Here is a 14,688-nt window from a genome sequence, read left to right on the forward strand (position 1 = left end):
AGGGTTTAGTTTAGTTATTTCAGCGGGACGGGCTTGACGCCCTCGCGCGTAATCTTGACAGGATTAATTAACCCTTTTTCGTCGAAAGACATCACATCGATGCAGGTTTCACGATGGTTACCATCGGTTTCAGTTAATGGGCGACGGTGATAAACGATGTACCACTCGTCTTTTCCCGGGATCTGGACCACCGAATGGTGCCCGGCACCGGTTGCCACTTTCGGGTCCTGTTGCAGGATTTTGCCTACACGTTCAAATGGTCCGAAGGGCGAATCGGCGATAGCATAGGCCACCGAATAATCAGGTCCGGTCCAGCCGCCTTCCGACCACATGAAGTAGTATTTGCCATTGCGGATAAACATGAATGGGCCTTCCACATAACCTTTTGGCGTGATTTCGCGGAATGTTTTGCCATCCTCGAAGGGGATGAAACCTGTGAAATCGCTTTTCAACTTGGCCACATTGCAATGACGCCATCCGCCGTAGAAAAGGTAGTATTGTCCGTCTTTGTCTTTAAACACAAACTGGTCAATTGGCTGAGCGCCGTTATGGAACTTGTCAATCAGCGGTTTGCCGAGGTAATCCTTAAATGGTCCTTCGGGACGATCTGCTACGGCTACACCGATCCCGCCTTTTTCATTGTCGTTCTGGATATCGTTGGCTCCGAAAAAGAGATAGTATTTCTTGTCCTTTTCGATGATCGACGGAGCCCACATCGCCCTTTTTGCCCATTTAATGGCAGATGTATCGATAATATTGGGGTGTTTGTTCCAGGTTACGAGATCTCTAGAAGAAAACGCATCCATATGCACCTGCTGATTGTAGGGAGCAGAAAAGGTAGGGTAAATCCAGAAAGTTTTGTTAAAAATGATTCCCTCCGGGTCGGCGTACCAGCCGGGGAATACCGGGTTTCCCGACGTCTGACCGCCAGCGGCCGTTTTGGGAGATTGTGCAAAGGTGTGGAGGCAAGAAAGGTTTAGTAGCGCTAGTCCAAGCAGTTTTTTCATGAATGTTTCGGTTATTGGCAAATGTCACCGCTGCAAGTTCCAAATTTTCGCGCAATTAATAAACCTCTCCAGCGCCTCCGCCGCCAAATGTACCACCACCAAATTCAAGTCCCGGTTCGGCTGGTGTGGCGCCGAGGTGCCGCGCGGTGATGAGCGCTTGCAGGTCGGCCAGATCGTTCTTGCGGTTCTGCTCGTCGGAGATGCCGTACCTGGGTGTGTGCAGATATTTGATCAGCAGCACCGAAACCAGGATCATAAGCGTCCCTGCGAGCGCCAGTCCCTGTGAGACAGTCAAGGCGACAAAGTAGTGTGAATAGGTATAAACCGAGAATGCAAATGCCAGCAAACCGATCACGAAAATAATGCGGTTCGCTTTTTTCAACCCGGCTGCTATGTAAGCCACCGGTATTGCCAGTGTAAAAAAGTAGAACACGGGTGCAAACGCGATTTGCGGGGCAATGGAAACATTCAAGCCACTAATGATTGCATTCAACTCCCTTACGACGAGGTAGTTGCCGCCCAGGTAAAAGGTGACAAGTGACAATGCTTCAAGTATCTGCCGACATTCCCGGTAGTAAATATCAGTGCTCTTTCTTGCGACAAGGTAAATGCCAGCCGAAATGAGCATGACGCCGAATGGCAGCAATGCTTTGCCGAGTGGGAATTTCATCATGAGGTCGGCGAGCAATGTAAATATCAGCCCGAAAATGGCCAGCGCGCCGAGCAGGTCGGCGTAACGCAATGTCGCTGGGATAACGATGGTAAGAGCGACCAGGCAATAGATCCATAACGGTGCATGCTCGAAAAGCAGGAAGACAGGTACGATAGCCGCCGTGACGGCCGAGTAGAGCAATGCATTGTCGACGCCGGAATGAAAGAGGTTTTTGGTTTTAATTAAATATTCTAGAAAAAACACGAAACAGCCGCAGCAGAGCAAACTAAGCGTTGAAAAGCCGATCTCAGACCCCGTATCATAAATAAAGAGCGACAAAAAGCCGACAAAAAACGAACACGCAACCACCGCGAAAATGAACAGGCCGATTTTGACAAATATGCCTGGCCGATAGAATTTTTCTTCAAACTGCGCTATTACTTCCTCTTCCTGCTCATCCGTAAGCAAGTTCTTTGATTTCCATTCCGCTGCCTGGTGCTGAATATGCAGGTTTTCAACCCAGGTTTCGTTGTATGCTTTTTTCATTTTTTGATCCCCAGGAATTTTTTAAAGTTTAGCAAAAAATAAATCACGCCGACACTCGAAAACAGAAAGTAAAAAATACCCAAACCGAAAGCTGCGTCAGGCCCGAGGTTGGTAAAAATGACGTAAGTGAGAATACAATAGCCATAAACAGTGCCCATTAGCAAAAACAGCAGTGATTGTGCATGACGCGCCCGCCAGATGAAAAAATAGCACAGTCCGATTCCGACCAAAAAGTAGAGGATTTTGGGCGCATGGCTGATCAACCCGATCTGCGCGGCAATGCAAGCGAGATTGCCGCCCATAAGCATGTAAGTGAATGCGAAATGCTTTTTTACTTTTTGCTCCTCCGAAATCCAGCCAACGGCGGTGAGTATGGAGCCGAGTGCAATGGCGGGGATTATCAACTTGCCATCGGAGAAATCATTATCCGAAATAACCGAAAGCGGCGCGATGGTGAGCCCGAGCCAGGACGCGAGGCCGGTTATGGCCATCGACAATGCCCCGCGGTGATCGAAACGGTAAGCGCAGAGAAAGAACAAGATTGTCGGGATTAGGACGGCCAGCCCGTATCGCGTGCCGAAAAGATTGTATTGATATTGCAGGTAACCCTCCAGACCCAGAAAAGTGGAACAGCCTAGCAGGAGTACGTAATCGATCAGCTTATTAGGATTCTCTACCTGTTCGTGGGAATATGGCAGGCTGTTTTTGTAGGTATAATAAAAACAGCCTATGGTAACGCCGGCTATTACGGCAATAATGGCCTGATGGCCGATGGTATCAATGTTTTCGTAGATCAGGATACCGGCGCCGGAGCTGAAAAGCAGGATGCCGAAGTATAAAATTGAGCGTAATTCCCAGTGAATGGAAAATGCTCTTTCACTCTCGAAAGTGGCCATCGAATCGGCCTGTTTTTTAGAAATTATCCCCTTGTTGATCAGGGAATTAAGGATGGAATGTGTAGTCATGGAAGTTGAGACGAGGGGTGTAAAAATAGCAAACTTTGCCATGAAACAGTTTCGCGCAACTTCTTGAATTATCTAACGGACATCCTTCGATATTGATCGGTATACTTTTAAAACCGGAGCGTGAAATCCTCTTTCACTTGCTCACTCCGGAAAAATACCAGGCCGATCCAGAACAGGTCGACAGTCGCCGTCACACGGGGATGCGCTTTGATGTATTCCCAGGCCTGCGTCATTTCCTTTGACCAGTATATATCGTCGAAAATAAACAGCGAGCCGTTCTGAATGTGAGGCAGGCATTGTTCGAAATACCTGACGGTTGGTTCGTAGCGATGATTGGCATCGAAGTACGCAAAATCAATCGGATGATCCAGCGTTTTGAGCCGGTTTGGCAGGGTTTCGTCAATGTTACCAAGCACAATTTCCACGTTCGCAGCCTCTTGCGATTCAAAATGCTGCTGTGCTTTTGCGGCGGTCTGCGGGCAGCCTTCGAAAGTGATCAATTGCGCTTCGGGATTGGCTTTTGACATATATAAAGTGGTCAACCCCAGTGAGGTACCTAGCTCGACGATTGTTGCCGGTTGAAAACGCCGGATTAGCCGATAAAAAAGTCGACCGAATTTGGCAGGTTTTTCCGCGTTTTTTGCAATTGTTTTAATCTTACGCAGGTTCGACTTGTTTATGCGAGAGCCGGCACCCAGGTCAAGGATCTCTATCTGTTCTTCGGACCGCAGCAATTCCCTGCGTAACAAACGGATCGCCTGATAGTCGGAATTGTCATCCCTGGGAACGGCAATCACACTATTATAAAGCTCAAACAGGAAAGGGGAGTGGATGGAATGCTCATTTCCTGAGCGTAAAAGGTACTTGATGTAAGCAGCAATCAATGCAGTGGAATTTTAGAATAGGCCGTCGCCCGGCTTATGGTTCAATTGAGGCGGTAGGGGGCTACGAGCGAAAATGCGGGAATTACCACCCGGAACTGCCGGCCATCGAGCACGCGTTCCATGAGATAGGTGCCAGCCATTTTGCCCATGTCGGTACGCAGGTTACAGCCGGAAACATAATCATGCACATCGCCTGGTTCCAGCACGGGTTGAAGCCCTACAATGCCGGCGCCTTCAACTTCACGTACCGTGCCGTTGGCGTCATAAATCAGCCAATGCCTTCTTAAAAGCTTAACTGTATGCTCGCTGTGGTTCTCGATCAGGATCTTGTAGGTAAACACAAAGTGATCCTGACCCGGATTGGAGTAATCTGGCTGATATTCCGTCAAAACGGTGACTTTGACACCATCCGTAACCTTGGAAACCATATAGATCGAGGGTGTTGTAAACGATTAGGACTAGTTGAGCAGCAGCAAATATACCGGTTTGCACCTCACTTTTAACGAAAATAGTAATCAATTGCTGATAAAACCAAATCAAAAAAGACATAATTTGGTTTTCCAAAATAAATCAACAGCATGGATGTAAAAATCGAGCAGTCGTGGAAAGAGCGGCTCGCACCTGAGTTTGAGAAGCCCTATTTCGCGTCGCTTACCGCTTTTGTGAGGGATGAGTATCAAAACAAACAGATATTCCCGCCCGCAAAGCAAATCTTCAATGCATTTAACTATTGCAGCTTTGATGACTGCAAAGTGGTGATACTCGGGCAGGACCCATACCACGGACCCGGCCAGGCCAATGGCCTCTGCTTTTCAGTAAACGATGGCATCCGGATGCCGCCTTCGCTGCTCAATATTTTCAAAGAAATCCAGCAGGACCTGGGCAAGCCATTCCCACCTACGGGCAACCTCGAACGCTGGGCTAAGCAGGGTGTGCTATTGTTGAATGCGACATTGACCGTCCAGGCCGCCGCCGCAGGTTCGCACCAGGGCAAAGGCTGGGAGCGCTTCACCGACGCGGTGATCAAATGCGTTTCCGATGAGAAAAGCAATGTCGTATTTATGCTCTGGGGCCGCTATGCGCAGGAAAAAGGTGCGGTGATCGACGCTTCGAAACATTATATCCTGAAAGCGAAGCATCCTTCACCCATGTCCGCCAACGGGGGTGGCTGGTTTGGGACAAAGCATTTCAGCAAAGCCAACGAATACCTGGAAAGCAAGGGCCTCGATCAGATCAACTGGTAGGAACACGAAAAAAGAGAGCCGGGATGCCCGGCTCTCTTTAAGATTTTCACTCCTATTACTATTATTAATTACTTCTCGATGTTGGAATTCATTTCCAACACTTTGTCCCATTGGCCTTCGTTGGTCTTCACAAATGCAAGTCTGTCGGCATTTGCGGTGTATTGCTGAGCAGCTTCTTTGGTACGGAAAGTCAGATAATGGATCACATCGAATTCTTCACCATTGTTGTCGGACTTCTGTACATGTCCTGCCGAATATGCTACGACATCTTTCACCGCTTTTTTCATTGTCGCGAAATCACGCATGTGTTTGTCAACTTCCTCAGGCGTAGTGCCCTGTTTAAACTTGATACAAACTACGCGTTGGATTTCAGCAGGTTTGTGAGGTACATAAGCACCATAGATAACCAGCATGAATACACAAAGCGCGAAAATGGGCACTAAATATCCTAATGTTTTATTTCTTGTTTTCATTATAGCAAATCGATAAATGCACTTGTTTATTTCCTTGCTACAAATGTAAAACATTATCTCTTTATTGCATTATTTGAATATTAAATATAAATTATTTTGAAAATTTGATATTTAAGAAAAGAAACAACCTTATTAAATCTACTTTTCAAAATTTTATTTGGGAACTAAATTTTTGCAAAAATGCCGCAGGATACTGCAAATCAGGTCGATAGAAAGGGTATGTGGCCGCAAATTTGGTAAGTCTGTAAAAAGTTGGTCTTAAAAACTGGTTAAAGCGTTACTTTTTTTGAAAAATGACGTCTCAACAGGTGTAAAATGATCGGGAACACCTTCCAAATATTGTATGGCGTCAATTTTCCATTCCGGGCAAAAAACATCGGAAAAAAATCAGTTTTTTTTCAAAAAAGTACTGACTTTCAGCTTGATTATCGGCTGTTTGCTGCTCCAAACTGCCTCCACACCCTACTGGGGCTTTTGGGCACACAAGCATATCAACCGTCTGGCGATATTCAGGCTGCCTCCTGAAATGCAGGTTTTCTTTAAAAAGTACATTGATTTCCTCACTGAAAATGCCGTAAACCCCGACAAGAGGCGGTATGCGGTGGTAGGAGAGGCAGAACGCCATTTCATCGATCTGGATGTTTACGGCGACAGGGCTCTTATGATGCTTCCAAAGCATTGGCCGGCGGCTGTGAGAAAAATGGGTGAGGATAGTTTGCGTAAACACGGCATTGTTCCGTGGCACGTGCAGGCGGCCGCTTCACAATTGACGGCTGCATTTCGGCAAAAAGATGCCCGCCGAATTCTGCGGATCTCCGCCGACCTCGGCCATTATATCGCCGACGCCCATGTGCCTTTACATACCACACGCAATTACAATGGTCAACTTACGGGCCAGGACGGCATTCATGGTTTCTGGGAGTCGAGATTGCCCGAGCTTTTTGCTAACCATTACGATATGTGGCTAGGTCCTGCCAGTTATCGGAAGGATATTGCCGTGGATATTTGGAAGGTAATCGAGAGCTCGCACGCGGCGATGGATTCGGTATTGTTGTTTGAAAGACAGCTCACCGCTGGCTTCAAACCCGACCAAAAGTATAGCTTCGAGCTGCGGAACAATGTACTCACCAGAACGCAGTCCCGCGAGTTTTCAGAAAAATATCACCGGATGTTGGCAGGCCAGGTGGAAAGGCGAATGGCGGCGTCGGTACAAATGGTAAGCGATATCTGGTACACTTGTTGGGTGAATGCAGGACAGCCGAATTTGTCACTGCTTGCGGGAAATGCAGGGGAAGTACAAGAAGGAAAAGCGGAAGCCGCTGAACATCAAAGCTGGTTACAGCGGCTCCTGCATGTCAGGCCTGAATCAGACAATTAGTTATCAAGGCTTGCAACCAACACTTTTGCAGTCACCAATAACTGGCCCACGTGACGTTGCGTATGTTCGGCAGCGTGAAAAAGCAATCCCAAATGCGTAGACGGAACCATAGCGCGGCCTACATAGCGTATCTCTGTCAAAGTCTCCGGATAGGTTTCACGGAGTTGTTTCAAGGCAATTTCAAGCTGGGTACTGAACTGATCGAGCAAATGATTATAAGTGCAATCCCCAAATGGCTCTTTTCCTTCACTTTTCAGAAAAGCCATTTGGCTTTCACTCAGTGATTCCCCACGTGCATAGGTAAACAGGCGGTCGAGCACGCCTGCGAGATGCTGCAAATGGAAGCCGACGGACGCGACACCGGACGGTTTGTCCCAAAGTAGTTTTGTAGGGAATATATTAGCAAATATTTCCAGCTCTTCCCGCGCCTGTAATAATGCATGCGCAACGGGTTGAAGCAGATCGGGTATTTCCGGAAGCGGCCCGCGGAGCCATACTTCCAATTGTTCTTTGTTTTGCATGCCGGGAAATAAACGAAAAAGGGACCCTTTTACAAGTCCCTTTTCGCACTAATTGTTGTCAGAATTTATTTTGCAATGTCGATCTGCACCGGCTTGCCTTTGATGGTGTTTCCATCCATCGCACGCAATACTGCACGCGCATCGCGCTCAGGTACGTCTACAAAGGTGAATTTATCATAAATGTCGATCGCACCGATGGTTTTGCCTGGGATATTTGCTTCACCAGCAATAGCTCCGACGATGTCTTTCGGCATAATGTGGTCTTTGCGGCCAAGGCTCAAAAACAAACGGGTCATGCCAGCCTCGGGGGCCGACGGACGGCGCTCGCCGCCTGCATCACGGCCGCCTTCACGACGCTCACCTTTACCGAAGCGGTCGCCACCACGATCTCCACCAAAACGGCTTCCGCCATCACGACGCTCTCCGCCTCTTTCGAAGCGGCTTCCGCCTTCGCGGCGATCAGTTTTTGCGTAACGGTCTACACTGCCTTCACGGCGGTCGCCGCGACGCTCTTCCCATGCCAGGTTGCCGTCAGCATATTCGTTTTTCTGAACGCCCATGATCTGCTTCGCCATCGCGCCTACGATTTGTTCAGTCGTAAAGCCGCTGTGGTGCAGCATTTCAAGTACGTCGGCGTACAAGCCTTCGTCTTCGCTGTCCTTAATCAAAGCCGCGATCGTTTCTACAAAACGGGCCTTGCGAACGCCAACGATGTCCTCGTAGGAAGGAATAACCCCCTTTTCGATTTTAACTTTGGTATAGCCTTCAATGGATTTCAAACGGTATTTTTCGTCACGGGCAACGAGTGAGAATGCCTTTCCGGACATTCCTGCGCGGCCCGTACGACCGATCCGGTGTACGTAATATTCTTCATCCATCGGAATGTCGTAGTTAATCACGCCGTCCAGTCCGCTCACGTCGATACCACGCGCTGCCACGTCAGTCGCAACAAGGATTGTAGTAACGCCAGCCTTGAATTTGCTCATAACATTGCTACGTTGCTGCTGGCGAAGGTCACCGTGGATACCTTCTGAGGCATATCCCCGCAATTGCAGGTCTTCCACGATCTCGTCCACCTTACGTTTGGTATTACAAAACACCAAAAGGGATTTGATGTGGTGCATATCGATCAGACGGGTCATTACTTCCACTTTCGCCTGTGGTTTTACTTCAAAATAAACCTGTTCGATATTCTGGTTAGTCAGCTCGTTGCGAACAACCTTGATCAACACGGGGTCATTCAGGAAGCGCTTGGTGATCGACATGATCGGCTTCGACATGGTTGCCGAGAAAAGGATCGTCTGGCGATCTTCCGGCATATCGGCCAGAATGCTTTCGATGTCCTCACGGAAGCCCATATCGAGCATTTCGTCGGCTTCGTCAAGCACCATCATACGGACTTCGTTGAATTTCAGTGTTTTGCGCTCCATGTGGTCCATAACACGGCCCGGAGTTCCTACTACTATATGTACTCCTTTTTTCAAAGAGCGGATCTGACGGTCGATGGAGTCACCACCATAAATCGCTTCAATGCGCACACCGCGCATGTATTTGGCCAGGCGGCCGAGTTCTTCGGATACTTGAACCGCCAATTCACGGGTAGGGCAAAGGATCAGGGCTTGAACTGCATTACTGGAAACGTCTATTCTCTCCAGCACGGGAATTCCGAATGCAGCCGTTTTACCGGTACCAGTCTGGGCCTGACCAATTACGTCAGAACCCTGCATTACTGCGGGAATTCCCTGTGCCTGTATCGGTGAGGGTTTAGTGAAACCCATTTCTAGCACGGCTTTCAGGATGTCTTCGTTGAGTCCGAGCTCTTCGAATGTTTCAAAACTTTCAGTAGTCATTATATTGCTTTTAGTATTAATTCTTGAGTTGAACGGTTGTTCCGGAGGGAAGGGCGATGATGGCAGGCTATAACACAACAATCCTGAGGGCAAAGCCCAACATATGCGTTAGTTCCAATGAAATTGGACCATATCTCCGGTATTCCGGTTGTAATCGGTAAATAATTGAAAGGGATCGCGCAAAGCCCACCACAAACCATCCGTGGGGCTCTGCATGTGAACGGTAGGTCCAGCCGGGACAAATTTTTGAGGCTGGCAGGTGATCTAAAATGTACTAGACCGTTTATGAAGCAGAGAAGCGAACGGATGTTCCTTCAAATTTGATGCAAAAGTAGGAAAATAATCCGGAACTGCAATGTAATCGAAAAAATAATTGTAATATTTTTAGAAAGCAAAAACCCGGCGCACTTAATGTGGCCGGGTTTGTCTAGTCAGGTTTGCTGATTCAGAATAATTCTTTTACGTCCGTATAAGGTAAGTGCCAGGCTTCGGCTACACCTTTAAATACCACTTTTCCGTGAACGACATTCAATCCTTTGCGCAGCTCTTCGTTAGTTGAACAAGCGTGCTTCCAGCCATGATTCGCGAGTTGTAATGCGTAGGGGAGCGTTGCGTTCGTCAATGCTAATGTGGAGGTATAAGGCACCGCGCCAGGCATGTTGGCTACGCAATAATGTACAACACCATCCACTTCGTAGATCGGGTCTTCGTGCGTAGTGGCTTTCGACGTTTCAAAACATCCACCCTGGTCGATCGCCACGTCCACCATGACTGTTCCCGGTTTCATAAGTTTGAGCATATCGCGGGTAATCAGCGAAGGCGCCTTTGCGCCAGGGATTAGTACGCCACCTATAATAAGATTGGTGCTCTGGATCAGTTCTCGGATGTTGTATTCATTGGACATCACCGTGTCCACATTCGCCGGCATAATGTCTTCCAGGTAACGCAATCTCGCCAGGCTGATATCGACGATGGTCACATTCGCTCCTAATCCAGCCGCCATTTTTGCAGCCTGTGTTCCTACGATGCCGCCGCCGAGTACCAGCACATTGGCGGGTTTCACACCCGCCACACCGCCGAGGAGGATCCCGAACCCACCCATGGGTTTTTCGAGGTATTTGGCGCCTTCCTGGATCGCCATCCGGCCTGCTACTTCGCTCATTGGGACAAGCAATGGCAAGCTTCTGTCTGTTTTTTCCACCGTTTCGTAAGCGAGGCAAACGGCCTTGCGTTCGATCATGGCGTGGGTGAGTGGCTCGGAGGAAGCGAAGTGGAAATAAGTGAAGAGGAGCTGGTTTTCTTTAATTAGTGGGTATTCACTTGCAATGGGTTCTTTTACCTTGATGATCATCTCGGCGATGCCGTAAACTTCTTCGATCGTAGTAAGAATGACCGCGCCGGCCTGTGTGTATTGTTCGTCGGAAAAGCCGCTGCCTTTGCCTGCTTCGGCTTGCACGTACACCGCGTGTCCGTGCTTACGTAGCTCTGTGACTCCTGCGGGCGTTAGTGCTACCCGGTTTTCGTTGTTTTTGATTTCTTTGGGGACACCAATGATCATCGGTAGTAGTGTTATACAGTTTAGATTAATGACCAAAATTAATTTCCGGCAGAAAAACATACTATAAGCGCCGAAAAAGACAGAAAAGAAAACTATTTTTGAGCTCGTTGGTAAGAAAAAAATCTTCCGGGAACGTTCACAGCTTATACCAGCCAGAAAAAATACTTTATGCAACCCGACCTGACCGATCGCAAAATCCTAGGCTTGTTACAAAACAATGCGCAAATGACGATCAAGGAAATCGCGAGTAAGATCAACTTGTCGGTCACGCCGGTGCATGAACGTATCCGCAAGCTTGAAAAAGAGGGTTTTATCGATAAATATGTGTGTCTGCTCAACCGCCGGAAGCTCGGGAAGAGCCTGGTCGTTTATTGTAATGTCACCTTGGACAAGCAGCGCAAAGAGAGCTTCGAAGACTTCAACCAGGCTATTGTGCAAATGCCCGAGGTGCTGGAATGCTCGGTTGTTTCCGGCAACTTCGATTACATGCTGAAAGTGATCGTCGAGGACGGGGAGGCCTACAATCAGTTTTACCAGCATAAACTTTCTGCCCTGTCGAGCGTGTTACACATCAGCAGTTATTTCGTAATTTCCGAAATCAAGTACACCACCGGAATCGCTGTATTGTAATTAGCAACGATATTTAAATGATCATCAGGCCGGTAGGCGCGAGCTGATCGCTTAATGCCCAGCATATGAACAAGAATTTTAAGGATGGCCTGAACCTGATATCGAAAGTGACGCCGAAGCGCGCCTGGAATGCCATGCAGATATTGGGAAGTTATTTTTATTCCAAAATGACGGGTAACCCGGTGCATTGGGGAATGCCGATTGCCATTTCTTTTGAACCTACCACCTCCTGCAACCTTCGCTGCCCCGAATGCCCCAGCGGCCTCCGATCATTCACCCGCCCGACGGGTATGATGGAGGAAAAGTTGTACAAGAGGACCATTGACGAACTCGGCGATACCTTATTATACCTGATATTCTACTTTCAGGGCGAGCCCTATTTACATCCGAAATTTTTCGAGCTTGTCAAATACGCACACGACAAAGGTATCTACACCGCTACTTCCACCAATGCACATTACCTGACCGACGAGAAGGCGCGCAGAACCGTAGAATCGGGCCTCGACCGTTTGATCATTTCTATTGACGGTACCACGCAGGACGTTTACCAGCAATACCGCGTGGGAGGTAATCTCGAGAAAGTGCTGGAAGGTACGCGCAACATCATTAAATGGAAACGCGAGCTGAAATCTGCAACGCCACATGTGATATTCCAGTTTCTGGTCGTGAAGCCGAACGAGCATCAGATCGCGGATGTAAAAAGGCTGGCGGAGGAAATGGGAGTGGATGAAGTGGGTCTGAAAACCGCCCAGATTTACGACTACGAGGAAGGCTCGGACCTTATTCCTACCATTGAAAAGTACTCGCGCTACCAGGTGCAGGAGAATGGAAAGTATTCCATTAAAAATAAGTTTGTAGACCACTGCTGGAAGATGTGGCATTCGTGCGTGATTACCTGGGATGGGGCCGTGGTGCCTTGCTGTTTCGACAAAGATGCCGAGTACAAGCTCGGCGATATGAAAACTTCGACCTTCCGCCAGCTCTGGAAGGGTAAAAAGTACACTGACTTCCGTGCTTCGCTGATCCGATCGCGCTCAGAGATAGAGATGTGCAAAAATTGTACGGAAGGCACGCAGGTGTGGGCGTGAAACATTTTGCTGATTTTTCGTCCAAGTTATTTTAATTAAATAATAATATGATTTAAGTAATTGAAAATAAATAGCTTGAATGTTTTCTTGAAAACTCCGTGGAACATTTCTTGGTAGATTGCCCCGAATAACAGAAATTTGACATTGGTAACTCAAATGAATACATGGGCAAAGTAATTGCAATTGCAAACCAAAAGGGAGGAGTAGGGAAAACTACCACTGCTATTAACCTGGCGGCCAGTTTGGCTGCGCTTGAATTTAGCACACTGATCATCGACGCTGACCCTCAGGCTAACTCAACGTCCGGCCTCGGATTTAATCCGCAGGAAATGGAAAACAGCATTTACGAATGCATGGTGGAGCAGGCGAGAACATCAGAAATTATCCTGCAAACCGATTTTCCGAACCTGCACCTGCTACCGTCTCATATTGACCTCGTGGGCGCAGAGATCGAGATGATCAATCTTAAAAACCGGGAACACCGGATGAAAGAAGCCATTGCGGAAGTACGCGACGATTACGACTTTATCATCATCGACTGTTCCCCTTCATTGGGCCTTATCACGATCAACAGCCTTACCGCCGCCGACTCGGTGATCATTCCTGTTCAGTGCGAATACTTTGCACTGGAAGGTCTTGGTAAACTGTTGAATACCATTACGATCATTCAGTCGAGACTGAACACCGACCTTATCATCGAGGGCATTCTGCTCACGATGTATGACCTCCGCCTGCGTCTGTCCAACCAGGTGGTGTCCGAGGTTACCAATCACTTCGAATCTCTTGTTTTTAATACCATTATTCCTCGTAACGTACGTATCAGTGAGGCGCCTAGCTTCGGGATCCCTGTCATGGCACAGGATTCGGACAGCAAGGGGGCTGTCAGCTACCTGAACCTTGCAAGAGAAATTCTCACAAAAAATGGTTTGCTCTCTTCCGACAGGGTGAACTGATAACGACAGTACGAACAGGCGATGGATAATAGCAGCAAGACGAAAAAAATGACCGGACTGGGAAGGGGATTGGGTGCTCTTCTGCAAGACTCTGAGAAAATCAACACACCCAGGACGAGTACGCGTCTTTCTTCGACGGAGGTCATCGGTTCGATGAATGAGATCGAGGTGAGCCAGATCGAGGCGAACCCCTACCAGCCGCGGACGAAGTTCGACCAGGAATCGCTCGATGAGCTCGCGGATTCTATTCGTGTGCAAGGCATCATCCAGCCTATTACGGTTCGCCAGCTTTCGGAGGACACTTACCAGTTAATTTCTGGTGAGCGCCGTTTGCAAGCTTCCCGCTCGCTGGGCATGACCACTATTCCTGCCTACATCCGTATGGCCAACGACCAGCAAATGCTGGAAATGGCGCTCATAGAAAACATTCAACGCGAAAACCTCAATGCGATCGAGATTGCATTGAGCTATCAACGGCTGATCCTCGAATGCAGCCTCAAACAAGAAGAGCTGGGCGCGCGCGTGGGTAAGAACAGAACGACCGTCAATAACTATATCCGGTTGCTCAAACTGCCTCCCGTCATACAGGCGTCGTTGCGCGATGACAAGATCAGCATGGGCCACGCCCGTGCGCTGATCACGATCAACAGCGACCAGAGCCAGCTCAAAATTTTTAACCAGACCATCGAAGAAGGATGGTCGGTGAGGAAGGTCGAAGACGAGGTCCGAAAGCTCGGAATGATGAGCAATACCCAGGTCGAGTCGAAAAAGCAGCCGACAATTAATCAGGAAATAAAGTCGTTACAGTTCCAGCTTTCGTCCTTCTTTGGGGCGAAGGTATCTGTTAAGAGTAATGAGGAGCACAAGGGTGAAATTAAGATCCCATTTGGCTCTCAGGACGAACTGAAAAAGATTTTAGAAACACTGAAATTTAAATAG

Annotated in this window: 15 protein-coding genes; 6 read left to right on the forward strand and 9 right to left on the reverse strand. The window is 48.2% G+C overall.

The annotated features are described in order from the left end of the window. Positions 1–14: 14 nt before the first annotated feature. From LZD49_RS00640 to apaG, 5 genes are all read right to left on the reverse strand, one after another. Positions 15–1,007 carry a glycoside hydrolase family 43 protein gene (locus LZD49_RS00640; RefSeq protein ID WP_234665375.1) on the reverse strand — a complete coding sequence of 331 codons (993 nt, stop codon included), beginning with the start codon at positions 1,005–1,007 and terminating at the stop codon, positions 15–17. 55 nt (positions 1,008–1,062) lie between these two features. Then, the gene (locus LZD49_RS00645) at positions 1,063–2,205 is read right to left on the reverse strand and encodes a hypothetical protein (protein WP_234665376.1); all 1,143 of its coding nucleotides are present in this window, start codon (positions 2,203–2,205) and stop codon (positions 1,063–1,065) included. Next, entirely contained in the window at positions 2,202–3,170 is a 969-nt protein-coding gene (locus LZD49_RS00650; RefSeq protein WP_234665377.1) for a DUF2157 domain-containing protein, read from the reverse strand. Before LZD49_RS00650 ends, LZD49_RS00645 begins: the two co-directional genes overlap by 4 nt. A gap of 107 nt (positions 3,171–3,277) precedes the next feature. Further along, positions 3,278–4,054 carry an O-methyltransferase gene (locus LZD49_RS00655; RefSeq protein ID WP_234665378.1) on the reverse strand — a complete coding sequence of 259 codons (777 nt, stop codon included), beginning with the start codon at positions 4,052–4,054 and terminating at the stop codon, positions 3,278–3,280. Positions 4,055–4,095: 41 nt separating this feature from the next. Beyond that, a complete protein-coding gene (gene apaG, locus LZD49_RS00660) occupies positions 4,096–4,482 on the reverse strand; it encodes a Co2+/Mg2+ efflux protein ApaG (RefSeq protein WP_090386807.1) in 387 nt (128 codons plus the stop codon). A 150-nt stretch (positions 4,483–4,632) separates the two neighbouring features. Here apaG and ung point away from each other — a divergent pair, with 150 nt between their 5' ends. After that, positions 4,633–5,298 (forward strand): uracil-DNA glycosylase, encoded by a 666-nt coding sequence (gene ung / locus LZD49_RS00665; protein WP_234665379.1) that lies wholly within the window; start codon positions 4,633–4,635, stop codon positions 5,296–5,298. A gap of 68 nt (positions 5,299–5,366) precedes the next feature. Here the strand turns inward: ung and LZD49_RS00670 are convergent, their stop codons facing one another. Beyond that, positions 5,367–5,771, reverse strand: coding sequence for a Dabb family protein (locus LZD49_RS00670; RefSeq protein ID WP_234665380.1), 405 nt, complete (start codon positions 5,769–5,771; stop codon positions 5,367–5,369). A 343-nt stretch (positions 5,772–6,114) separates the two neighbouring features. Between LZD49_RS00670 and LZD49_RS00675 the strand changes: the two genes are divergently transcribed. After that, positions 6,115–7,149 carry a zinc dependent phospholipase C family protein gene (locus LZD49_RS00675; protein ID WP_234665381.1) on the forward strand — a complete coding sequence of 345 codons (1,035 nt, stop codon included), beginning with the start codon at positions 6,115–6,117 and terminating at the stop codon, positions 7,147–7,149. On the opposite strand, the gene LZD49_RS00680 is transcribed toward LZD49_RS00675, so the two are convergent. The 3 genes from LZD49_RS00680 to ald all read right to left on the reverse strand — a co-directional run bounded on the left by LZD49_RS00680 (position 7,146) and on the right by ald (position 11,078). Continuing rightward, positions 7,146–7,670, reverse strand: a complete 525-nt coding sequence (locus LZD49_RS00680; protein ID WP_234665382.1) for a DinB family protein — start codon at positions 7,668–7,670, stop codon at positions 7,146–7,148. The genes LZD49_RS00675 and LZD49_RS00680 overlap by 4 nt on opposite strands. Positions 7,671–7,735: 65 nt before the next feature. Next, the gene (locus tag LZD49_RS00685; protein ID WP_234665383.1) at positions 7,736–9,520 is read right to left on the reverse strand and encodes a DEAD/DEAH box helicase; all 1,785 of its coding nucleotides are present in this window, start codon (positions 9,518–9,520) and stop codon (positions 7,736–7,738) included. Between the two features lie 445 nt (positions 9,521–9,965). Next, positions 9,966–11,078: an alanine dehydrogenase gene (gene ald / locus LZD49_RS00690; RefSeq protein WP_234665384.1), complete on the reverse strand. Its 1,113-nt coding sequence runs from the start codon at positions 11,076–11,078 to the stop codon at positions 9,966–9,968. Between the two features lie 168 nt (positions 11,079–11,246). Here ald and LZD49_RS00695 point away from each other — a divergent pair, with 168 nt between their 5' ends. The 4 genes from LZD49_RS00695 (at position 11,247) to LZD49_RS00710 (ending at position 14,688) form a co-directional block, all read left to right on the forward strand. Then, positions 11,247–11,708 (forward strand): Lrp/AsnC family transcriptional regulator, encoded by a 462-nt coding sequence (locus LZD49_RS00695; protein ID WP_234665385.1) that lies wholly within the window; start codon positions 11,247–11,249, stop codon positions 11,706–11,708. 65 nt (positions 11,709–11,773) lie between these two features. Next, on the forward strand, positions 11,774–12,796 hold the full coding sequence (locus LZD49_RS00700) for an SPASM domain-containing protein (RefSeq protein WP_234665386.1): 1,023 nt from the start codon (positions 11,774–11,776) through the stop codon (positions 12,794–12,796). A 164-nt stretch (positions 12,797–12,960) separates the two neighbouring features. Continuing rightward, a complete protein-coding gene (locus LZD49_RS00705) occupies positions 12,961–13,749 on the forward strand; it encodes a ParA family protein (protein ID WP_234665387.1) in 789 nt (262 codons plus the stop codon). Positions 13,750–13,770: 21 nt separating this feature from the next. Beyond that, positions 13,771–14,688, forward strand: a complete 918-nt coding sequence (locus LZD49_RS00710) for a ParB/RepB/Spo0J family partition protein (protein WP_234665388.1) — start codon at positions 13,771–13,773, stop codon at positions 14,686–14,688.

Source organism: Dyadobacter sp. CY261, from assembly GCF_021440085.1.
Taxonomy (GTDB): Bacteria; Bacteroidota; Bacteroidia; order Cytophagales; family Spirosomataceae; genus Dyadobacter.